Annotated in this window: 16 protein-coding genes and 1 pseudogene; 7 read left to right on the top strand and 10 right to left on the bottom strand. The window is 72.0% G+C overall.

Going from position 1 to position 21,044, the window contains the following annotated elements; translation table 11 throughout:
• The first annotated feature begins 13 nt into the window (after positions 1–13).
• A complete protein-coding gene (locus ACLZN2_RS38710; RefSeq protein ID WP_416984284.1) occupies positions 14–2,410 on the top strand; it encodes an ATP/GTP-binding protein in 2,397 nt (798 codons plus the stop codon).
• Between the two features lie 73 nt (positions 2,411–2,483).
• On the opposite strand, the gene ACLZN2_RS38705 is transcribed toward ACLZN2_RS38710, so the two are convergent.
• Positions 2,484–2,903, bottom strand: coding sequence for an IS200/IS605 family accessory protein TnpB-related protein (locus ACLZN2_RS38705; RefSeq protein WP_416984283.1), 420 nt, complete (start codon positions 2,901–2,903; stop codon positions 2,484–2,486).
• 25 nt (positions 2,904–2,928) lie between these two features.
• Positions 2,929–3,477 (bottom strand): hypothetical protein, encoded by a 549-nt coding sequence (locus ACLZN2_RS38700; RefSeq protein WP_416984282.1) that lies wholly within the window; start codon positions 3,475–3,477, stop codon positions 2,929–2,931.
• Positions 3,478–3,680: 203 nt separating this feature from the next.
• Between ACLZN2_RS38700 and ACLZN2_RS38695 the strand changes: the two genes are divergently transcribed.
• Positions 3,681–5,288: a PucR family transcriptional regulator gene (locus ACLZN2_RS38695; RefSeq protein ID WP_416984281.1), complete on the top strand. Its 1,608-nt coding sequence runs from the start codon at positions 3,681–3,683 to the stop codon at positions 5,286–5,288.
• 106 nt (positions 5,289–5,394) lie between these two features.
• Here the strand turns inward: ACLZN2_RS38695 and ACLZN2_RS38690 are convergent, their stop codons facing one another.
• From ACLZN2_RS38690 to ACLZN2_RS38665, 6 genes are read right to left on the bottom strand one after another with little or no spacing between them, the layout of a single operon-like run.
• Positions 5,395–6,813 carry an NAD(P)/FAD-dependent oxidoreductase gene (locus tag ACLZN2_RS38690; RefSeq protein ID WP_416984280.1) on the bottom strand — a complete coding sequence of 473 codons (1,419 nt, stop codon included), beginning with the start codon at positions 6,811–6,813 and terminating at the stop codon, positions 5,395–5,397.
• Positions 6,814–6,856: 43 nt separating this feature from the next.
• Positions 6,857–7,657: an ABC transporter permease gene (locus ACLZN2_RS38685; protein ID WP_416984279.1), complete on the bottom strand. Its 801-nt coding sequence runs from the start codon at positions 7,655–7,657 to the stop codon at positions 6,857–6,859.
• A complete protein-coding gene (locus tag ACLZN2_RS38680; protein WP_416984278.1) occupies positions 7,658–8,587 on the bottom strand; it encodes an ABC transporter permease in 930 nt (309 codons plus the stop codon).
• On the bottom strand, positions 8,587–9,738 hold the full coding sequence (locus ACLZN2_RS38675; protein ID WP_416984292.1) for an ABC transporter ATP-binding protein: 1,152 nt from the start codon (positions 9,736–9,738) through the stop codon (positions 8,587–8,589). Before ACLZN2_RS38675 ends, ACLZN2_RS38680 begins: the two co-directional genes overlap by 1 nt.
• Positions 9,739–9,743: 5 nt before the next feature.
• Positions 9,744–10,991, bottom strand: a complete 1,248-nt coding sequence (locus ACLZN2_RS38670) for a polyamine ABC transporter substrate-binding protein (protein ID WP_416984277.1) — start codon at positions 10,989–10,991, stop codon at positions 9,744–9,746.
• Positions 10,992–11,045: 54 nt separating this feature from the next.
• A complete protein-coding gene (locus ACLZN2_RS38665; RefSeq protein ID WP_416984276.1) occupies positions 11,046–12,590 on the bottom strand; it encodes a gamma-aminobutyraldehyde dehydrogenase in 1,545 nt (514 codons plus the stop codon).
• A 211-nt stretch (positions 12,591–12,801) separates the two neighbouring features.
• Here ACLZN2_RS38665 and ACLZN2_RS38660 point away from each other — a divergent pair, with 211 nt between their 5' ends.
• Complete coding sequence (locus ACLZN2_RS38660; RefSeq protein WP_416984275.1) at positions 12,802–13,359, top strand: NADAR family protein; 558 nt, start codon at positions 12,802–12,804, stop codon at positions 13,357–13,359.
• A 258-nt stretch (positions 13,360–13,617) separates the two neighbouring features.
• Here ACLZN2_RS38660 and ACLZN2_RS38655 read toward each other — a convergent pair whose 3' ends face one another.
• On the bottom strand, positions 13,618–14,631 hold the full coding sequence (locus ACLZN2_RS38655; protein WP_416984274.1) for a DUF4190 domain-containing protein: 1,014 nt from the start codon (positions 14,629–14,631) through the stop codon (positions 13,618–13,620).
• Positions 14,632–14,923: 292 nt separating this feature from the next.
• Here ACLZN2_RS38655 and ACLZN2_RS38650 point away from each other — a divergent pair.
• Together ACLZN2_RS38650 and ACLZN2_RS38645 are read left to right on the top strand one after the other, a co-directional pair.
• Positions 14,924–16,156, top strand: a pseudogene (locus tag ACLZN2_RS38650) (adenosine deaminase).
• Positions 16,157–16,174: 18 nt separating this feature from the next.
• The gene (locus tag ACLZN2_RS38645) at positions 16,175–16,879 is read left to right on the top strand and encodes a glycerophosphodiester phosphodiesterase (protein ID WP_416984273.1); all 705 of its coding nucleotides are present in this window, start codon (positions 16,175–16,177) and stop codon (positions 16,877–16,879) included.
• On the opposite strand, the gene ACLZN2_RS38640 is transcribed toward ACLZN2_RS38645, so the two are convergent.
• Complete coding sequence (locus ACLZN2_RS38640) at positions 16,855–18,570, bottom strand: RNA polymerase sigma factor (RefSeq protein ID WP_416984272.1); 1,716 nt, start codon at positions 18,568–18,570, stop codon at positions 16,855–16,857. The genes ACLZN2_RS38645 and ACLZN2_RS38640 overlap by 25 nt on opposite strands.
• A gap of 278 nt (positions 18,571–18,848) precedes the next feature.
• Here ACLZN2_RS38640 and ACLZN2_RS38635 point away from each other — a divergent pair, with 278 nt between their 5' ends.
• Together ACLZN2_RS38635 and ACLZN2_RS38630 are read left to right on the top strand one after the other, a co-directional pair.
• Positions 18,849–20,030: a serine hydrolase domain-containing protein gene (locus ACLZN2_RS38635; protein WP_416984271.1), complete on the top strand. Its 1,182-nt coding sequence runs from the start codon at positions 18,849–18,851 to the stop codon at positions 20,028–20,030.
• Positions 20,031–20,167: 137 nt separating this feature from the next.
• Positions 20,168–21,043, top strand: coding sequence for a hypothetical protein (locus ACLZN2_RS38630; RefSeq protein ID WP_416984270.1), 876 nt, complete (start codon positions 20,168–20,170; stop codon positions 21,041–21,043).
• Position 21,044: the final 1 nt, after the last annotated feature.

The following is a 21,044-nucleotide window of genomic DNA, read 5'->3' as shown; positions in this document are numbered from 1 at the left end:
GGGGGCAAGGGCGATGGACAGCGACGGGATGCGGGACGCGCGCGGTACGCATGCGAATCCTGTGCCGCGTCCGGCGGGACCGCCGCAGGTGCCGCCCCGGCCCTCGGCCGCACCGCCCGCGTCGGCCGTGGGGAGCTGGCTCGACGAACCGCGCCCCGCCGCGAAGCCCGGCATCTGGCGCTTCGGGTACCGGCCGCCGAAGGGTGACCGGGCGGTGGAGCGGCTCGCGCCGGTGACGGTGATCGGGATGCTGGTGCCGCTGGTGGTGGCGCTGGTGCTGTGGTCGCTGTGGCGGCGCGGCAGCCTGCCGTACCAGTTCACGCTGCTGCGGCTGTTCACCCCGGGCGACTGGTGGTGGGGCGGCACGATCGCCTCGCCGAAGACCAATGAGGGCGCCGAGGCCCGGGTGGTCTACGACGGCGTCTTCTTCGCCGTCCTCGTCCTCACCATGGGCCGGCTGGGCAGCTGGCCGGAGACGCTGCGGCATTTCGTGGGCCGCCGTGCGCAGCCCGCCCGCGCCCTGCTCGCCCTGCTGTGCGCGCTGGCCGCCCTGAGTTTCGTTTTCCCCGGCGCGTTCGGGGTCGGCTGGGACGCGCTGCCGGTCCTCGACCCGCTGTTCTCGCTGATCGTCCTGATCAGCGGGAGCTACGAACTGTTCGCCTCCGTCCTGTTCACGGACACCCTGTACGCGGTCGTCACGCTGCTCGTGGTGTGGCCGTTCGCCAAGGCGGGCGGCTGGTGGCCGTATCTGAAGGAACGGCTCGCCTCCCGTGGGGACGCGAAGACGCCCGCGCCGGCCGTCGCGCGGCCCCCCGCCCAGTGGCCCGAGCTGCGGGACGCCGGGCAGGTCGAGGCCGCCGAGCTGCTGACCGGTGAGGTGGCCGGCGGGCGGATGAACGACGTGGACTGCGCTCGGGTGCGGCGGGCGTGGACGGTGGGGCTGCCGGAGTTCCGGGAGACCGTGCTGCGGCAGGGCGGGGCCGCCTGGACCCACCCCTCCGGCGCCCGCGACCTGCCACGCCGCGCCGCCCACCACGATCTGCTCGCCGGGCAGGTCCGCATCGGCCGCTGGGTGGCCGCCGAGCGCACCCCCGTCGCCTACCGCGACGCGGGTGCCGCGCTCGGCCCGGACGTGCTGGGCACCTCGCTGCTGGCAATCGGCCCGTCCGGCGCGGGCAAGACCCGCACGCTGGTCGAGCCGCTGACGGAGGCCCTGGCGCTCCAGGCGCTGACCGGCGGCTGCGCGGTCGTCGCGGTGTCCTCGCCCGGCGGCGGCCCGCTCGGCGCCGACTCCTCGTACGACGTGATCGTCCGGATCGGCGACCCGTCCTCGGTGTACGACCTGGACCCGTACGCCGGGTCCGACGACCCCGACGAGGCCGCCGCGCTCCTCGCCGAGGCGCTGGTCGGCGACCTGGACACCGTCAACGGGCAGAGCGCGGCGACCGCGCTCGCCCAGCTCCTCGGCCCCTACCGGGCCGCCTACGGCCGCTTCCCCGACCTGGGTGACCTGCGCGAGCTCCTGGAGGGCGAGCCGGGTGCGCTGGGCGCGCTGCGGGAGGCGGTGGCCGGGGACCAGGTCATGCGCCGGGAGCTGGAGGCGCGGATCCGGCAGACGGGGACGCCGGGCGATCCGGGCCGTGCCCTCGCCGACCGGCTCGCGCTGCTGAACCGGCCGGTGTTCGCCGGGTTCTTCGGCGGCGGGGGCGAGAGCGGCGGAAGCAACGGCGGCGGGAGCGACGGCGGCGGCGACGCCCACCGCGCGTTCTCGCTGCGGGCCGTCGCCCACCACCCCCTCCGTGTCCGCGTCGACCTGCCCGAGCGGGGGCACGAGGAGGCGGGCCGGCTGATCACCCGGCTGGTCCTCGCCCAGTTCCACGCCGTCGTACGGGAGGGACGGCGGGCGCACTTCGTCTGTCTGGTCCTGGACGACGCGACGGGCACGGTGACCGCCGACTCGGTGCGCCGGATCCAGCGGCTGCGCTCGCAGAACGCGGGCGTGGTCCTCGCCCTGCGCTCGGTGGCGGACGTGCCGGAGGCGTTGCACGGGCCGCTGTACGGGGCGGTGGGCTGCCGGATGGCGTTCTCCGGGATCACCACCTGGGACGGCGGCCGGTTCGCGCAGACCTGGGGCACCGAGTGGGTGGAGACCACGGAGGTCGCCAAGCACACCGTCTTCGCCGACCAGCCGATGACCCGGGCCATCCACGCCCTGCGCAAGCTGGTGACCGGCAAGGCGGTGACCACGGACGCGGTGACCGTGCGCCAGGTCGAGCGGGAGCGGTGGTCGGCGTCCCAGCTGGCGCACGAGGTGCCGCCGGGCCACGCGGTGCTGTCCCTGACGAGCGTCGGGGGCGAGCACGCGCCGCCGATGCTGGTGGACCTCAGGGGGTCAACTACTCGGCCCTGAAAGAACCGAGCTTGTTGACTCAGTCCCCTCATGGCGTCGCTCATGCTCCCGACTGCCCACTACAACAGGGCGGTCACGGGTCACATCCACCGATCCCAGCGGTGCCGGGACCGGATCGGGCATGTTGACGAATACCCACGCCGAGCGTGCACGATCTCGCACGTTGACCCCGGCGACGTGGTCGGCCGACCCAGCGAGGCCGCACCGACGACAGCGGAAAGTGTCCCGAGTGGGGCGGTTGCACCCCGGCACGCTTTGCCTTGTAGGCGATGAACGCGCCGACCTGGTGGAACGGCCAGGAGGACAGCCGTGCTCGCTGGTCGCGCGGAACCGTGACCCGCTCGCGGATGCCCTGAAGTTCCTCCAGGGCGATACCACGCTCGGTGCGTTGGGCGACAGCAACGACTTCCTTGGCCACCTTGTGATTGACGTGGGTGGCGTGGCGGGATTCCTTCCTTGCCCGCTTCCTGAGGAGCTGCTTGGCGGAGCGCATCTTCTTGGCCTGGATCTCAGCCCGTTCACGGGCCTGCCAGCGCCGGTACCGGCCGAGCCTGCGGCCCTGATGGTTGTCCCCGTCCGAGGTCGTGGCGAGGTTGTGAGCAGGCGAAGCGGACGTTCTTGACCCGCCCGTCCAGGGTCCAGATACTCACCGTCTGCGCGTCGTAGTTCCATGACAGGCACCGGTCGTCGTACGTGTGCGCGGCATCGGTTCGGAAGGTGACCGCCTTGGACTCTGCCTTGCGGCGGCGCTTGGATCCCTCCGGGCCGAGATTCCCGGCCCGGATATTCGCCCGCAACGCGCTGCAGGCATCGGCCACCCGTTTGATGATGTGCTGTGCGGCCTGCGCCCCGAAGCCACCGGCCCTGAGCTCGCCATAACACAGCTTGCGCAGCTCACGAATCGACGCCTTGAGCCCGAAGTGCTCGAAGCCGACAGCGGACACTCTGTTCGCGGCCTCGTTGATTGCGGGCAGGGTGCGCTCGAGTGCCGACGCCTGCCCGGCGTCCGGGATGACCTTGACCTGCACCACCAGCTTCACGATCACCGCACGTTCCCAGTCCTTCACCTGACCGGGTGAACCCAGCGCCTGGGTGCCTGGCCACCTGCCCCGCCTGAAACTGTGCTTAGCCCCTGACAGCGATACGGAAGCCCCGGGGTCCTCGCAAGATCATACTGAAGGGCGTACGAGGACCTCGCCAGTGAGGCAGAATCGGCGCAGGCCGTTCATACGCGGCGGCCAAAGGATCACTCTCCCCGTCTGAAGGCCCCATGCCTCCCACGCTCGCCTCGCTCGTCCACCACTCCGCGCTCAAGCTGACCGTGCGGGCGGGTGGGGACCGCCTGGACGTGCCGGTGCGCTGGGCGCATGTCAGCGAGCTCGCGGACCCCGTGCCGTACATGGAGGGCGGGGAGCTGCTGCTGATCACCGCGCTGAAGCTGGACGCGGAGGACCCCGAGGCCATGCGGCGCTATGTGAAGCGCCTGGTCGGGGCCGGGGTGGTCGGGCTGGGTTTCGCGGTCGGCGTCAACTACGACGAGGTCCCGAAGGCGCTCGTCGAGGCGGCCGAGCGGGAGGGTCTGCCGCTGCTCGAGGTGCCGCGCCGTACGCCGTTCCTCGCGATCAGCAAGGCGGTGTCGGCGGCGATCGCAGCCGATCAGTACCGGGCGGTGACCGCCGGGTTCGCCGCCCAGCGGGAGCTGACGAAACAGGCGCTGACGGACGGCCCGGAGGGGCTGCTGGCCGCGCTCGCCTCCCAGGTCGACGGGTGGGCGGCGCTCTACGACGCCTCGGGCGCCGTCGTCGCGACCGCGCCGGAGTGGGCGGGCCGGCGAGCCGCGCGGCTCACGGCGGACGTGGAGCGGCTGCGTGAGCGCCCGGCACCCGCCTCGGCGGTGGTCGGCGGGGCCGGGCCGGCCGAGGGCGGCGAGAGCGCCGAGAACACCGACCGGGTCGAGCTGCACACCCTGGGCTCCGGCCGCCGCCCGCGCGCCGCGCTCGCCGTCGGCACGGCCGCCGCCCTCGGCACGGCCGAGCGGTACGCCGTCCACTCCGCGATCGCCCTGCTCACCCTCACCACGGAACGCTCCCGCTCCCTGCAGGCGGCCGAGCAGCGCGTCGGCACGGCGGTGCTGCGGATGCTCCTGGCGGGCGAACCGGACCACGCCCGGGCCGTCGCCGGTGATCTGTACGGCGCGCTGCTGGACGCCCCGTTCCGGGTGATCGTGGCGGAACCCGGGCCGGCCGGGGCCGAGCCGGACGGCGATCCCCTCGGCGGTCTGACCGAGGTGGCCGAGTCCGCCGCCGCCCGCTCCGGCGAGGCCGTGCTGGTGGTGCCCGAGGGCGAGCGGCTGGTGGTGCTCGCGGCGGACGGGGGCGCGGCCGTCGCGGCGGTCACGCGGTGCGCGGCGACGCTGGAGGTGGCCCGCGCGAACGGCGAGGAACGCGCGGACGAGGAACTCGTCGTCGGCCTGTCGGCGCCGGCCGGTCCCATAGCGGCGGCAGCGGCGTACCGGCAGGCCGAACAGGCGCTGTCGGTGGCCCGGCGGCGGGGCCGGATCCTGGTCGAGCACGAGCAGCTGGCGGCGGGCTCGATGCTGCCGCTGCTCGCGGACGACGCGGTGAAGGCGTTCGCGGACGGTCTGCTGCGCGCGCTGCACGAGCACGACGCGACCGGCCGCGGCGACCTCGTGGCCTCGCTGCGCGCCTGGCTGTCCCGGCACGGCCAGTGGGACGCGGCGGCGGCCGATCTGGGGGTTCACCGGCATACGCTGCGGTATCGGATGCGGAGGGTCGAAGAGATCCTTGGGCGGTCTCTTGATGATCCGGATGTGCGGATGGAGCTTTGGCTGGCGCTGAAGGCGACGTCGGTGGAGTGAAGGTTCGGTTTCGGGTGCGGCGCCGTTGTGGCTGGTCGAGCCCACGCGGCGGAGCCGCACATCGATACAGCCCCGCGCCCCTTTGGGGCGCGTCCGACTCCCCCTGTCAGCTGTCGAAGCCGAGGCCGAGCCGGTCCATGGTCCGCAGCCAGAGGTTGCGCCGGCCGGCGTGCGCGTCCGCCCGGGCCAGCGACCACTTGGTGAGCGCGATGCCGGTCCAGGCGAACGGTTCGGGCGGGAAGGGCAGCGGCTTCCTGCGGACCATCTCCAGCCGGGTCCGCTCGGTGTCCTCCCCCGCCAGCAGGTCCAGCATCACCTCGGCGCCGAAGCGGGTGGCCCCGACGCCGAGGCCCGTGTACCCGGCGGCGTAGGCGACCTTCCCGTGGTGGGCCGTGCCGAAGAACGCGGAGAAGCGGGAGCAGGTGTCGATCGCGCCGCCCCACGCGTGCGTGAAGCGGACCCCCTCCAGCTGCGGGAAACAGGTGAAGAAGTGCCCGGCGAGCTTGGCGTACGTCTCCGGCCGGTCGTCGTACTCGGCGCGGACCCGGCCGCCGTACGGGTAGATCGCGTCGTAGCCGCCCCACAGGATCCGGTTGTCGGCGGACAGCCGGAAGTAGTGGAACTGGTTGGCGGAGTCGCCGAGGCCCTGGCGGTTCTTCCAGCCGATCGCGCCGAGTTGTTCGGCGGTGAGGGGTTCGGTCATCAGGGCGTAGTCGTAGACCGGGACGGTGTACGCCCGCACTCGCTTGACCAGGCTGGGGAAGATGTTGGTGCCGAGGGCGACCTGCCGGGCGCGGACCCGGCCGTACGGCGTGCGGACGGTCATCCCGGCGCCGTACGGCTTGAGGTCGAGGGCGGGTGTGTGCTCGTGGACGCGGACGCCGAGCTTCAGGCACGCCCGCTTCAGGCCCCAGGCCAGTTTGGCGGGGTGGAGCATGGCCACGCCCCGACGGTCGTACAGGCCCGCCTCGAAGGTGGGCGAGGCGACCTGTGCGCGGACCGCGTCGGCGTCGAGGAACTCGATGCCCTCGGCGAGCCCGCGCCGGTCCAGTTCCTCGTACCAGTCGCGCAGTTCCCACGCCTGGTACGTCTCGGTGGCGACGTCGATCTCGCCGGTGCGTTCGAAGTCGCAGTCGATGCCGTGCCGGGCGATCGCCGCCTCGATCTCGTCGAGGTTGCGATCGCCCAGCTCCTGGAGGGTGTGGATCTCGTCGGGCCAGCGGGCGAGCCCGTTGGGCAGCCCGTGGGTGAGGGAGGCCGCGCAGAAGCCTCCGTTGCGGCCCGAGGCGGCCCAGCCCACCTCGCGGCCCTCCAGCAGCACCACGTCCCGCCGTGGATCGCGCTCCTTGGCGACGAGCGCGGTCCACAGTCCGCTGTAGCCGCCGCCGACGACCAGCAGGTCGCAGCTGTCGGCGCCGGTGAGCGCGGGCTCGGGGTGGGGCTTGCCGGGGTCTTCCAGCCAGTACGGCGACGGCTGGGCGTCGGAGAGAGAAGCGAGCCACCGGTTCATGGCGCCAGGGGCCATGATTTCAACTCCCTACAGGGGTGTTACTGGGTTTTGAAGGCGCTCATGCCTTCTGTTTGTTTCGGCGGTTTCCGATGACCATCGAGGTCAGCACGAGCAGTACGGCGACCAGGAACATGGCCGTACCGATGACGTTGATCTGGACGGGCGTTCCGCGCTGTGCCGAGCCCCAGACGAACATGGGGAAGGTGACGGTCGAGCCCGCGTTGAAGTTGGTGATGATGAAATCGTCGAAGGAGAGCGCGAAGGCGAGCATCGCGCCCGCGGCGATTCCGGGGGCCGCGATGGGCAGGGTGACGCGCAGGAAGGTCTGCACCGGTCCGGCGTAGAGGTCCTGGGCGGCCTGTTCCAGGCGTGGGTCCATGGACAGGACGCGTGCCTTGACGGCGACGACGACGAAACTGAGGCAGAACATGATGTGCGCGATCAGGATCGTCCAGAAACCGAGCTGCGCGCCCAGGTTGAGGAACAGGGTGAGCAGCGAGGCGGCCATGACGACCTCGGGCATCGCCATCGGCAGGAAGATCAGCGAGTTGACGGCGCCCCGCGCGCGGAAGCGGTAGCGGACCAGCGCGAAGGCGATCATCGTGCCGAGGAGGGTGGCGCCGAGGGTCGCCCAGATCGCGATCTGGAGGCTGAGCGACAGCGAGTCGCACATTCCGGCGACGCCGCAGGGGTCCTGCCAGGCGTCGGTGGAGAACTGCTGCCATGCGTAGTTGAAGCGTCCCTTCGGTTTGTTGAAGGAGAACACCGTGACGACGATGTTGGGCAGCAGGAGATAACCGAGGGTCAGCAGTCCCGCGATGACGACGAGATGGCGCTTGAACCAGTTGACGACAGGCATCTAGACCAGGTCCTCCGTCCCCGCCCTGCGGATGTAGATGGTGACCATGAGGAGGATCGCGGCCATGAGGATGAACGACAGGGCGGCCGCCGTCGGATAGTCCAGTACGCGCAGGAACTGCGTCTGGATGACGTTTCCGATCATGCGGGTGTCGGTGGAGCCGAGGAGTTCGGCGTTGACGTAGTCGCCGGCCGCCGGGATGAAGGTCAGCAGCGTGCCGGAGACGACACCGGGCATCGACAGCGGGAAGGTCACCTTGCGGAAGGTGGTGAGGGGGGTGGCGTACAGGTCGCCGGCCGCCTGGTGCAGCCGTACGTCGATGCGCTCCAGCGAGGTGTAGAGCGGCAGGATCATGAACGGCAGGAAGTTGTACGTCAGTCCGCACACCACCGCGAGCGGGGTGGCGAGGACCCGGTCGCCGGAGGTCCAGCCGAGCCAGCCGGTGACGTCCAGGACGTGCAGGGTGTTGAGGGCGCCGACGACCGGGCCGCTGTCCGAGAGGATCGTCTTCCAGGCGAGGGTGCGGATCAGGAAGCTGGTGAAGAACGGCGCGATCACCAGGATCATGATCAGGTTCCGCCAGCGTCCCGCGCGGAAGGCGATCAGGTACGCCAGCGGGTAGCCGAGGATCAGACAGAGGATCGTCGCGGCGGCCGCGTAGAGGACCGAGCGGACGAACTGCGGCCAGTACTCGCTCAGCGCGTCCCAGTAGGTCGCGAGATGCCAGGTGACCTTGTAGCCCTCCTCCAGGGAGCCCGTCTGCACGGACGTGGAGGCCTGGTAGATCATCGGCAGCGCGAAGAACACGACCAGCCAGAGCAGGCCGGGCAGCAGCAGCCAGTACGGCGTCAGGCGGCCCCGCCTGCGCGGCGGCTTCTTCTCGGGCGCCGCCGGGGAGAGTGGCGGGGGCGCCTCGGTCAGTGTCGCCATCAGACCGCCGCCTCTTCCTGGATGCCCGCGTCGATGTCCTGGGCCGCGTCGAGCCCGAACGTGTGGGCGGGGCTCCAGTGCAGGACGACGTCGGCGCCGGGGACCAGGCGGGCGTCGCGGTCGAGGTTCTGGGCGTAGACCTCGAACTCGGGGCAGACCGCGCTGTCGATGACGTACTGGGTGGAGACGCCGATGAACGAGGAGTTGGCTATCTTCCCGGTGATGCGGTTGCGGCCCTCGGGTATCTGGCCCGCGTCGTCGGCGTGGGTGAGGGAGATCTTCTCCGGGCGTACGCCGACCAGCACCTTGCCGCCCGCCGAGGTGGGCGCCGAACAACGCGCCTCGGGCAGGACGAGCTTGCCGCCGCCCGCCTTCAGCACGATGTCGTCGCCGCTCTTGGTGTCGACCTCGGCCTCGATGAGGTTGGACGTGCCGAGGAAGTTGGCGACGAACGTGGTCTGCGGGTTCTCGTAGAGGTCGGTGGGCGAGCCGAGCTGCTCGACGCGGCCCGCGTTCATCACGGCGACCGTGTCGGCCATCGTCATGGCCTCCTCCTGGTCGTGCGTGACGTGCACGAAGGTGATGCCGACCTCGGTCTGGATGCGCTTGAGCTCCAGCTGCATCTGGCGGCGCAGCTTGAGGTCGAGGGCGCCGAGGGGCTCGTCGAGGAGGAGCACCTTGGGGTGGTTGATGAGGGCGCGGGCGACGGCGACGCGCTGCTGCTGGCCGCCGGAGAGCTGATGGGGTTTCTTGCGGGCCTGCTCGCCGAGCTGGACGAGCTCCAGCATGTCCTCGACCTGCTTCTTCACGGACTTGATGCCGCGTCGGCGCAGACCGAAGGCGACGTTCTCGAAGATGTCGAGGTGCGGGAAGAGGGCGTAGGACTGGAAGACGGTGTTCACCGGGCGCTTGTACGGCGGGAGGGCGGTGACGTCCTGGTCGCCGAGGTGGACGGTGCCGGAGGAGGGTTCCTCCAGCCCGGCGATCATGCGCAGGGTGGTGGTCTTGCCGCAGCCGGAGGCGCCGAGCAGGGCGAAGAACGAGCCCTGCGGGACGGTCAGGTCGAGCGGGTGTACGGCGGTGAAGGAGCCGTAGGTCTTGCTGATGCCGGTGAGGCGGACGTCGCCGCTGCCGTTGTCCGTGGTCTTCATTGTCGTCACGCCCCAGTGAGCTTCGCGAACTGTGCTTCATAAGCGGTCTCTTCCTTCGTGCTCAGGGAGCGGAAGGCGTGGGACTTCGCCTGCATGGCCTTGTCGGGGATGATCAGCGGGTTGTTCGCCGCATCCTCGTCGATCTTCGCGAGCTCCGCCTGTACGCCGTCGACGGGACAGACGTAGTTGATGTACGCGGCGAGCTCGGCGGCCGCCTCGGGCTCGTAGTAGTAGTCGATGAGCCGTTCGGCGTTCGTCTTGTGACGTGCCTTGTTGGGGATCAGCAGGTTGTCGCTGGAGGTCATGTAGCCGGAGTCCGGGATGACGAAGTCCACGTCCGGGCTGTCCGCCTTGAGCTGGACGACGTCACCGGCCCAGGCGATACAGGCCGCGAAGTCGCCGCTGGTGATGTCGGACGTGTAGTCGTTGCCGGTGAAGCGGCGGATCTGGCCGCTGTCGACGCCCTTCTGGAGGCGGGCGATGGCCGCGTCGTAGTCGTCGTCGGTGAAGCTCGCCGGGTCCTTGCCCATGTCGAGCAGGGTCATGCCTATGCTGTCGCGCATCTCGGTGAGGAAGCCGACCCGGCCCTTGAGCTTGGGGTTGTCGAGCAGGTCGGAGACGGACTTCACCTCGACGCCGTCCAGCGCCTTCTTGTTGTAGGCGATGACCGTGGAGATGCCCTGCCAGGGGTACGAGTACGCCCGCCCTGGGTCCCAGTCGGGGCTGCGGAACTGCTGGGACAGGTTGGCGTAGGCGTGCGGCAGGTTGGACGCGTCCAGTTTCTGGACCCAGCCCAGGCGGATCAGGCGGGCGGCCATCCAGTCGGTGAGGACGACGATGTCGCGGCCGGTGTCCTGCCCTGCCGCGAGCTGCGGCTTGATCTTCGCGAAGAACTCGTTGTTGTCGTTGATGTCCTCGGTGTACTTGACCTTGATGCCGGTCCGCTGGGTGAAGGCGTCGAGGGTCGGGTGCTGCTTGCCGCTGTCGTCGACGTCCATGTACTCGGTCCAGTTGGAGAAGTTGACGGTCTTCTCCTTCGCCGAGTGGTCCTCCGCGGACGTGCCGCCCTGGGTCTTGCCGGCCGCGGGGATCCCGCAGGCGCTCAGCGCCCCGAGGCCGCCCAGGGTGAGCGCGCCGCCCGCGGAGGCGCGCAGCAGCGACCGGCGGGTCATGGCCGCCCGGCCGTTGCGGAAGCTGCGCCTGATGGCGGCCACTTGGGCCGGGGACAGGCGGTCGGGCTCGTACTGCTCCATGCGCGTGGTGCCCTTTCGGGAGATCCGGCCGTGGTCTGCGGCCGAGGGTCGTCGCTAACAGTCCCCGAAGATGGTGCGGTGCCAGGCCTTCCGGGCGACCGCCGTGTTGTCGAACATGACGTGCTTGATCTGGGTGTACTCATCGAACGAATACGCCGACATGTCCTTGCCGAAGCCGGAGGACTTGTAGCCGCCGTGCGGCATCTCGCTGATGATCGGGATGTGGTCGTTGATCCACACGCATCCGGCCTTGATCTCGCGGGTCGCGCGGTTCGCCCGGAAGACGTCCCGGGTCCACGCGGAGGCGGCGAGCCCGTACGGGGTGTCGTTGGCGAGCCGGATGCCCTCGTCGTCGGTGTCGAAGGGCAGGACGACCAGGACCGGCCCGAAGATCTCGGACTGGACGACCTCGCTGTCCTGCGCTGCGTCCGCGATGAGGGTGGGGCGGTAGTACGCGCCGCCCTTGAGCCCCTCCTGTGGGGCCTCGCCGCCGGTCACCACGCGCGCGTAGGCACGCGCCCGCTCCACGAAGGCGGCGACGCGGTCGCGCTGGACGTGGGAGACGAGCGGGCCGATGTCCGTGCCGGCCGCGAACGGGTCACCGACCCGGACGCCCGCCATGAGGGCTGCGGTCGCCTCGACGAACGCCTCGTACAGGGGCCGCTGCACGTACGCGCGCGTGGCGGCCGTGCAGTCCTGGCCGGTGTTGATGAGCGCGCCCGCGACCGCGCCGTGGACGGCGGCCTCCAGGTCGGCGTCGTCGAAGACGACGAAGGGGGCCTTGCCGCCGAGTTCCAGATGGAGGCGCTTGACGGTGGCGGTGGCGATCTCGGCGACGCGCCGGCCGACGGCGGTGGAGCCGGTGAAGGACGTCATGGCGACGTCGGGGTGGCCCACGAGGTGCTCACCGGCCTCCTTCCCCGTCCCCGTCACGATGTTGACGACCCCGTCCGGGATGCCGGCGTCGGTCACCGCCTGCGCGAGGAGCAGCGAGGTCAGCGGGGTGAGCTCGGCGGGCTTCAGGACGATCGTGTTGCCTGCGGCGATCGCCGGAAGGATCTTCCACGCGGCCATCTGGAGGGGGTAGTTCCAGGGGGCGATGGAGCCGACGACGCCGATGGGCTCGCGGCGGACGTAGGAGGTGTGGTCGCCGGAGTACTCACCGGCCGCCTGCCCCTGGAGATGCCGGGCGGCGCCCGCGAAGAAGGCCGTGTTGTCGATCGTCCCCGGGACGTCGAACTCGCGCGTCAGCTTCAGCGGCTTGCCGCACTGGAGGGACTCCGCGCGCGCGAAGTCCTCGGCGCGGTCGGCGAGGACCGCGGCGAGACGGTGCAGGGCGTCGGAGCGCTCTCCGGGCGTGGCGCCGGACCAGCCGGGGAAGGCGGCGCGGGCGGCGGCGACGGCCGCGTCCACGTCGGCGGCGCAGGCCAGTTCGTACGTGTACACCTCCTCGCCGGTGGCCGGGTCGATCACGGTGTGGGTGCGGCCCGAGGTGCCCCGGGTGAAGCGGCCCGCGATGTACTGAGCGCCGTCCGTGAAGCGTTCCCGCGCGGGGAACCTGTCGGTGGTGTCCGGGGTGGCGGTGCCCGGGTTCTGCATGTCGCTCTCCTCCGCCTTCGCCCCGCCTTGCGCGGGGGCCGGTGGCGTAGCTCCAGCCTGATTTGAGTGCCGATCCTGACAGAGCAATGGCACTCCAACAAGGGATTCCGTTGTTGCCTTTTGGTTACGCGACGGAATCTGTCGACCAGGTGTCGAGTCGGGGCGGAAAAGGCGGGACGCAGTGTCAGTGGTGCCTGCCATGCTGGCGTGCATGGAGACGATCAACAGCCGGGAGTCCCTGGTCAGGGAGGTCCGGGCGGGGGCGAGGGTCACATACCTGCACTTCTGGGGGCACCGGCCGCGGCCGGACGGCCGGCTGGGTTCGAGCTGTCTGAGCCAGTGGTGGCCGTCACCCTTCGTGGTGCAAGGGGTGTCCTATGCGACGGCCGAGCACTGGATGATGGCGGAGAAGGCCCGTCTGTTCGGTGACGCGGAGGCGGAGCGGCGGGCGGTGGCCGCCTCGCACCCGTCCCAGGCGAAGAAGGCGGGCCGGCTGGTGCGCGGCTTCGACGAGGAGACCTGGGCGCGGGAGCGGTTCCGGATCGTCGTCGAGGGCAGCGTCCACAAGTTCCGCTCGGCCCCGGAACTGACCGGCTTCCTGCTCGGCACCGGCGACCGCGTCCTCGTCGAGGCGAGCCCCGTCGACCGCGTCTGGGGCATCGGCCTCGCCGCGGACGACGAGGCCGCGGCGGATCCGGAGCAGTGGCGGGGGCCGAACCTGCTGGGGTTCGCGCTGATGGAGGCTCGGGGGCGGTTGCGGGGGGACTGAGCCCGGGATCGGGGCCGGGGGCCGCGGGCCGGGATCGGGGGGCCGGGGGCCGGACGGGGGCCGGGACGGGGGATCGAGGGCTCGGGAGCCCGGGTTCGGGGGCCGGGCGGGAGCCCAGGCCCGGGGTCGGGTTGCTGTTCGCGAATCCGGCCGACGGGCGACAAGTGGTGATTGAGTCTCAGCGACACGCCGTGTGTGCGGCGTGTCGCTGAGACTGAGCGCACACTTGGCTCTCGCTGCGCGGGAGTTCGCCGACGTTCAGGACGGGATCATGACGGCCAGGGCGCCCAGGCCCGCTCCCAGGACGATGCCCGCGATGCCGCAGATGATGCCGGCCAGGGCCTGGCCCGGGTTGGCGGCCTCGCCCCGGCTTGCTTTGCTGCGGCCGATCGCGCCGAAGATGACGCCCAGGACGCCGACGACGATCGCCAGCGGCCACACGCAGAAGAGCACGGCCGAGATGATCCCCAGCACCATCGCGGCCACCCCCATCCCGTTGCTCTCTGTGGGGGGCATGCCGGGCCAGGAGTAGCCGCCCGGGGCCGGGTAGGGGTAGCCGTACGGCAGCCGGCCGGGGCCGTCCGGGGAGATCGGCGGCGGAGGCACCGCACCGGGGTGGGCGAGTGGCGCCGCGAAGGGGTTGGGCGGCGGACCGGTCATCCCCGTCACCGGGTACGGCGGCGGCCCGCCTGCCAACGTGGCCGGATCCGGCGGCGGGAAGGAGGCGAAGGCGCCGCTCACCGGTGGAGAAACCGGGCTTGCCCAGGGGTGCGGGGCGGCGTCCGCCGGGGGCAGCGGGGCGGCCGGGCCGGCCCAGGAGCGCGGGACATCGCTGTCCGCGAGGGCCGCAGGCGCGGCGTCCGCCGGGGGGACCGGGGTGGCGCCGTTCGCCAGGGGCAGCGGGGCGGCCGGGCTCGCCGGGGGGTGGGGTATCGCATCGGCAGGCGGGGCCTGGGGCGGCGGCTCGTTCGCGGTCCTGTGGGCGGGGCCCGCCTGGGCTTCGTCATCCGGGGCTGACCCCTCGGCCAGGGGCACGTCGTCCGGCTGGACCTCGGTCGACGCGGACCGGTCCGACCGCGACTCGGCCGAGGGAGCCCGGTCCAACTGGACCTCGTCCGACCGCGTTCCCTCCGACGAAACCTTCCCCGAGGCCGCCTTGTCCAGCGGCACCCCGGCCGTCGCATGCCGGGGACCGTCCGGCTCGGCGGGAGCAGGGGTCGGCCATGTTTCGCGGGCGGCGTCACCGGCCGGAGTCGGCGCGTCGTCGGACATGCGCGGGATCCCCTCTGTCGAACGTTCCGTCATGCTACGGCCCGAGGCCCGGCGCCGAGGGTCCCGGGGCGGAAGCCGACGGACACCCCCTATTGACGTCCACCCCGCAGCCTCTCCGCCATCCTCCCCGCCGTCCCTGCCACTCTCCGCCGCCTTCCCCGCCCCTCCCCTCCGGCCTCCCCGCCACTCTCCACCGCCCCCGCGCCCTCTCCACATCCTCCCCGCCACTCCCCGCGCCCTCTCCACCACTCTCCGCAGCCCTCCCCCGGACCCTCTCCGGCCCACCCCGCCAATCCCCGCAGCCCTCCCCGCCTACGATGACCCTGACCCACCGATCAGCCGATCACCCGCGTCCCGTCCGGACCCTCCCGTGGCCGGGGACGCCGTCCCGGGGAGGACCCCCTTGACCGACCGCCTCGACGTCTCCGCCGCAGCCGCCGCGTCCGGCGCCCCCACCGGATCCACCGGACCCACCGGACCCACCCGCGCCGGAGTACGCGATCTGCACGCGTTCATCGCCGGGCTGCCCAAGGCCGAGCTGCATGTCCACCACGTCGGCTCCGCCTCCCCGCGGATCGTCTCCGAGCTCGCCGCCCGGCACCCCGACTCCAAGGTGCCCACCGACCCCGAGGCCCTGGCCGACTACTTCACGTTCACGGACTTCGCGCACTTCATCGACGTGTACCTGTCCGTCGTGGACCTGATCCGCACCCCGGAGGACGTCCGGCTGCTGACGTACGAGGTCGCCCGGGACCTGGCCCGCCAGCAGGTGCGGTACGCCGAGCTGACCATCACGCCGTACTCCTCGACCCGGCGCGGTATCGACGAGCGGGCCTTCATGGACGCGATCGAGGACGCCCGCAAGGCGGCCGAGGCGGAGTTCGGGACCGTGCTGCGGTGGTGCTTCGACATTCCCGGTGAGGCGGGGCTGGAGTCCGCCGAGGTGACCGCGCGGCTCGCCACCGACGACCGGGTCCGGCCCGAGGGGCTGATCTCCTTCGGCCTCGGCGGACCCGAGATCGGCGTGCCGCGCCCGCAGTTCAAGCCCTACTTCGACCGGGCGATCGCCGCGGGCCTGAGGTCCGTGCCGCACGCCGGTGAGACGACCGGCCCGGAGACCGTGTGGGACGCGCTCACCCACCTGCGCGCGGAACGCATCGGGCACGGCACCAGCTCCGCGCGGGACGAGAAGCTCCTCGCGCACCTCGCCGAGCACCGCATCGCGCTGGAGGTGTGCCCCACCTCCAACATCGCCACGCGGGCCGTCCGCACCCTCGACGAGCACCCGATCAAGGAGTTCGTGCGGGCCGGAGTCCTGGTCACGATCAACTCCGACGACCCGCCGATGTTCGGCACCGACCTCAACACCGAGTACGCCGTCGCCGCCCGGCTCCTCGGCCTCGACGAGCGGGGCGTGGCGGACCTCGCGAAGAACGCGGTCTCGGCGTCCTTCCTGGACGAGCCGGGCAAGGCCGGGATCAACTCCGAGATCGACACGTACACCGCCGCGTGGCTCGCCGTCTGACCCGGACACAATGGGCCCATGCAGACGCTGACTGCCGTGGCCCATCGCGGCGCCCCCTACCGCTTCCGTGAGAACACGCTCGACTCGCTGCGTTCCGCGCTCGCCCTGGGCGCGGACGCCGTCGAGTTCGACGTACGCCTCACCAGGGACGGCGTGCCCGTGCTGCTGCACGACGAGACCCTGAGGCGGCTGTGGGAGCTGGACCGCCCGCTGCGGTCCCTGTCGGCCGCCGAGGTGCGCGGACTGACGGCGGGCGGGGTGCCGACCCTCGCGGAGGCGCTGGCGGCGACCGAGGGCAGCCGGGTGATGGTCGACCTGCCCGGAGCCCGGAACGTACGGCAGGCCCGCCGGGTCGTGGACGCCGTCCGCGAGGCCGGGGCGGCCGACCGCGCCTACTACTGCGCGGGCGCCGAGGAGATGCTCGCCGTCCGCGCGGCGGATCCGTCCGCCGAGATCGCCCTGACCCGCACCAGCCTGGCGCCCCCGCGCCCGGTCCTGCTCGACGCGATCAAGCCGCACTGGCTGAACTACCGTTTCTCCCTGGTGGACCGGGCCCTGGCCGCGCGCGTCCACCGCGGCGGCCACCTGCTCTCCGTGTGGACCCCGGACACCCGCCGCTCCATGCGCCGACTGATCGCCGCGGGCGTCGACTCGATCACCACCAACCGCATCGACGTCCTGACCGGCCTCCGGGACCGTTACACCGACACGCGTGAGGCCTGAGGAACGGTCGCCGGGTCGGCCGGGGTCTCGCGGGTGACGTACTGCGGGACCGGGGTGTCGTCGTCGCCGGTGTCGCGGACCAGGCCGTAGCGCCCCGCTCCCTCGGGGGGCCCGGTGAGGATGTCCTTCTTCACGGCGTCCCAGGTGCTCGGGAAGACGCTCACGCCGTAGTCGGCGCCGCGTTCGTTCAGGGTGAGGGTGACGCTGCCGTCGACGTAGAAGTACTCGTTCTGCCACATCTGCTGGGTGCCGGCCGGCAGGACGGCGAATCCGGTGGCCGAGCTGCCCATGCCGGTGGCGGTGGTGTCGGTGGTGCTCGTCGGGTCGTCCATCCGGCGCCCGCCGCCCGAGGCGACGTGGAACAGCCTGCCCTTCAGACCGGTCCAGGACGGCATGACCAGGCTGCCGGCCCGGTACTGCGGCGAGATCTGCCAGCGCACGAGGACATAGCCCTGACCGCTGAGGGTGACAGCGTCCCCGCGGTGGTTCATGACCGCGTGGGCGCCGCCGGTGCTGGTGACGCCGGCCTCGGGCCGGTGCGGCAGGGCGCCGGGCGGGGTGTCGGGGTCCGGCGCCTTGTCCACGGCGTCGACGACACTGCCGTACCCGGAGTTCTTGCGCGTCGCCGACGGGGACGGCGAGGGAGAAGCGGACCGCGAGGGGGACGGGGGGCGCGTCTCCGGTTGGAAGGCCGTGCTCGCCGCGGTCGTCGGGGCGGTAGCCGCGCGCGGCGGGTCCTCCGGCGTCTGTACGGCGACGTAGGCGCCGCCCGCTGCCAGCGTGGCGCCGGCCGTCACCGCGACGGCGGGCTTGGTCAGCACGCCCAGCACCTTCGCGGACCAGCCCACGGAGGCGGAGCCCACGGAGGCGGAGCCCGCCACGGCCGCCGCGGTCTTGCCGCCGAGGGCGAGGGACAGCGTGAAGCCGACCGGGACGGGGACCAGCGCGATGCCGACGAGCAGCCGTTCCGCCGGAACGACGCTCTCGCGGGTGTCCCCGCAGTAGCCGCAGCCCCGGATGTGCCGGGCGAGCCGTTTGCGCCAGACGGAGTCGGGGCGGCCGTTCCAGCGCGAGGTCAGCTCGCGCAGGTCGGGGCAGGCGCCGTCGAGGGCGCGCACGATGCCCCGGGAGACCTCGAGGCGCTCCTTCACTCGCTGGACGCGCACGGCGGCGTGCTGCCGGCTGATCCCGACGGCAGCGGCGAGTTCGCGACGGGTGAGTTCGCCGGCGACCTCCAGCCACCACAGGGACAGCAGTTGCCGGTCCTCGTCGTCCAGCCAGCGCACCGCCTCCGCGACCTCGCGCCGCTGGCCCTCCAACTGGAGTCTGAGCACGGTGAGTTCGGCGAAGTCGGCGGCTCCCTCGGGCGCCGTGCTCTCGTCGAGGCGGGCGGCGGTCCTGCGGCGCGCGCGGTCCCGGATCTGCCGCATGGCGATGGCCACGAGCCAGGAGCGGAAGCTGTCGGGGTCGCGCAGGGAGCCGAGGTTGTCGACGGCGCGCAGCATGGTCTCCTGGACGACGTCGTCGACGTCGGCGTGGCCGTTCAGGGCGCGGCCGACGATGTTGTAGACCAGCGGCAGCCAGCCCTTGACCAGCTCGTCCAGCGCCCGCCGGTCACCCGCCTGCGCGGCGGCGATGACGGCCCGCCAGTGCCGCCCGGCCTCGGCACCGGCATCGGCGTAGGTCCTCATGCCCGCACCCTCTCAGCCGGGCCCCCGCTGTTGGCAATGTCGGAGATCACACCCGAGGGGACGGCCGAACCGGCCAGGGGATAACAGTTTTTCGACACCCGTAGGGGTCGACCCCCACAACTCCCCTAACTGACAAGGAAGTTGCTCGGGGTCCGGTCAGGGGCGCGTGCCCTCCTCGGTGAGGATCCGTTCCCGCGCGCCACACCGGAAGATCATCACGAACGGACCCTCCGATCACCGACCGCCACCCCCTCCTTCTCCTTCCCTGGAGTCCCCGTATGCGCGCTCGACGTCGCACGACCGTCCTCGCCGCCTCGCTCGTCCTCGCCGCCTCCCTCGCGACGGCCGGCCCGCTGGCCGCCACCCCCGCGTCAGCCACCCCCGCCGCCCCCGCCGCCCCCGCCGCCCCCGCCGCCCAGCAGGCGAGCAAGCTCGACGAGCAGGCTCTCGCCGCCGCGATCTCCGGCCTCCCCGACGCCGACGCGACCGCCGCCCTCGTCCGCGTCGGCGGCACGGACGGCACCTGGCGCGGCAGCGCGGGCGTGCACGACCTGGAGAGCGGCACGGCGGCGGACCCGGACGCGCGCTTCCGGGCCGGGTCGACGACGAAGGTGGTGACGGCGGCGGCCGTGCTGCGGCTGGCGGCCGAGGGGAAGGTCGATCTGGACCGGCCGGTCCAGCGCTATCTGCCGGGCCTGCTCGGCAAGCAGTTCCGGCCGATCACGGTACGGCAGCTGCTCAACCACACCAGCGGCATCCCGGCCGGGGACGGCCTCGGCGAGACCTTCGAGGAGGTGTACGCCCACCGCTTCGACACGCTCGCCCCGGAGCGGGTCGCGGCGTCGGCGGGGGCGAAGCGGCCCGAGTTCCGCCCGGGGAAGGAGCAGCACTATCTCAACATCAACTACACGTTCCTCGGCCTGCTGATCGAGAAGGTGACCGGGCGGTCGTACGCCTCCGAGGCGACGCGGCTGGTGCTGGCGCCGGCCGGGATGCGGGACACGTACTTCCCGGGCACCGATCCGCGCATCCTCGGCCCGCACAACCACGGCTACCAGAGGGTGGAGAAGGCCGACGGGACGACGGAGTTCCTGGACGTCACCGAGTGGAACCAGGCGGACCGGTTCGCGGCCGGGGACATGATCTCCACGACCGCCGACCTGGAACGGCTGCTCGTCGCCCTCTTCAAGGGCCGGATCGTGCCCGAGCCACAGCTCCAGGAGATGTTCACGGTCCCGGCGGACATCCCCGGCGCCGCCTACAGCGCGGGGCTCACGCGGTACGAAGTCGACGGGCGGGTGTACTGGCTCAAGACCGGGGCCCGCTACGGCTACAGCGCGGTGATCGCCGGCACCCGGGACCTGAGCCGCACGCTCGTCTACTCGGTCAACTCGACGGACGCGAAGAGCGAGGACGCGAACCCGGTGATCGGCCGGATCGTCACGGCAGCGCTCTTGTAGCACCGTCGATCAGCACCGTCGATCAGCACTGGCGATCAGCACTGGCGATCAGCCCTGGCGATGCATACCCCATAGGGGTATAGTCTGGGTTCTTGCATACCCCCCAGAGGTATCCACCGGACGCACAGGAGCCCGCCATGAAGCCCCTCCAGACGATCGGCGCGTTCTCCGCCGCGCTCGCCGTGGTCTTCGGTGCCGCCTACGGCATCGGGGCGGCGGTCGGGCCGGGGACCCCCGCGTCCACGCCCGCCGCCGACCACGGGGAGGCGCACACCGAAGCGGCGGAGTCCCCCGACCTCACCCCGGCCGGGCTCCAGGTCTCCGAGGGCGGCTACACCCTCGATCTGGAGACCCGGAGCCTTCCCGCCGACCGGCCCGGCACGCTGCGCCTCACCGTCCGGGACGCGCACGGGGAGCCGGTCACCGCCTACGAGACCGAGCAGACCAAGCAGCTCCACCTGATCGTCGCCTCGCGCGAGCTCACCACCTACCGCCACCTCCACCCCACCCGGGACGCGGACGGCACCTGGAGCATCCCGGTCGATCTCCCGGCCGCGGGCTCCTACCGCGTCTTCGCCGACTTCCGCCCGGCCGGGGCCGAGGAGAGCCTCACCCTGGGCGCCGACCTCACCGTCACCGGGCGCTACGAGGCGACCGCACCGGCCGCGCCCACCGCCACGACCACCGTCGACGGCTACACCGTGTCCCTCGACGGCAGCCTGGAGGCCGGGGCGGAGAGCGACCTCACCCTCTCCGTCGCGCGCGACGGCCGGCCGGTCACCGCGCTCCAGCCCTACCTCGGCGCCTACGGCCATCTGGTCGCCCTGCGCTCGGGCGACCTCGCCTATCTGCATGTGCACCCGCACGACGAGGCGACGAACGGCCGTATGTCGGGCCCGGACGTCTCCTTCGCCGCGACCACGCCCAGCGCGGGCACCTACCGCCTCTTCCTGGACTTCAAGGCGGGCGGCACCGTCCACACGGCGGCGTTCACCGTGAGCACGGAGAGCTAGC

The sequence above is a fragment of the Streptomyces sp. T028 genome (assembly GCF_048159505.1).
In the GTDB taxonomy this organism is placed as follows: domain Bacteria; phylum Actinomycetota; class Actinomycetes; order Streptomycetales; family Streptomycetaceae; genus Streptomyces.
This window is presented reverse-complemented; position numbering and strand designations above follow the sequence as displayed.

Bases quoted from the DNA above. Each gene is read 5' to 3' on its own strand.
- ACLZN2_RS38710 (WP_416984284.1), top strand. From the start codon at position 14: ATGGACAGCGACGGGATGCGGGACGCGCGCGGTACGCATGCGAATCCT.
- ACLZN2_RS38705 (WP_416984283.1), bottom strand. From the start codon at position 2,903: ATGCGCTCCGCCAAGCAGCTCCTCAGGAAGCGGGCAAGGAAGGAATCC.
- ACLZN2_RS38695 (WP_416984281.1), top strand. From the start codon at position 3,681: ATGCCTCCCACGCTCGCCTCGCTCGTCCACCACTCCGCGCTCAAGCTG.
- ACLZN2_RS38690 (WP_416984280.1), bottom strand. From the start codon at position 6,813: ATGGCCCCTGGCGCCATGAACCGGTGGCTCGCTTCTCTCTCCGACGCC.
- ACLZN2_RS38685 (WP_416984279.1), bottom strand. From the start codon at position 7,657: ATGCCTGTCGTCAACTGGTTCAAGCGCCATCTCGTCGTCATCGCGGGA.
- ACLZN2_RS38680 (WP_416984278.1), bottom strand. From the start codon at position 8,587: ATGGCGACACTGACCGAGGCGCCCCCGCCACTCTCCCCGGCGGCGCCC.
- ACLZN2_RS38675 (WP_416984292.1), bottom strand. From the start codon at position 9,738: ATGAAGACCACGGACAACGGCAGCGGCGACGTCCGCCTCACCGGCATC.
- ACLZN2_RS38670 (WP_416984277.1), bottom strand. From the start codon at position 10,991: ATGGAGCAGTACGAGCCCGACCGCCTGTCCCCGGCCCAAGTGGCCGCC.
- ACLZN2_RS38665 (WP_416984276.1), bottom strand. From the start codon at position 12,590: ATGCAGAACCCGGGCACCGCCACCCCGGACACCACCGACAGGTTCCCC.
- ACLZN2_RS38660 (WP_416984275.1), top strand. From the start codon at position 12,802: ATGGAGACGATCAACAGCCGGGAGTCCCTGGTCAGGGAGGTCCGGGCG.
- ACLZN2_RS38655 (WP_416984274.1), bottom strand. From the start codon at position 14,631: ATGTCCGACGACGCGCCGACTCCGGCCGGTGACGCCGCCCGCGAAACA.
- ACLZN2_RS38645 (WP_416984273.1), top strand. From the start codon at position 16,175: ATGCAGACGCTGACTGCCGTGGCCCATCGCGGCGCCCCCTACCGCTTC.
- ACLZN2_RS38640 (WP_416984272.1), bottom strand. From the start codon at position 18,570: ATGAGGACCTACGCCGATGCCGGTGCCGAGGCCGGGCGGCACTGGCGG.
- ACLZN2_RS38635 (WP_416984271.1), top strand. From the start codon at position 18,849: ATGCGCGCTCGACGTCGCACGACCGTCCTCGCCGCCTCGCTCGTCCTC.
- ACLZN2_RS38630 (WP_416984270.1), top strand. From the start codon at position 20,168: ATGAAGCCCCTCCAGACGATCGGCGCGTTCTCCGCCGCGCTCGCCGTG.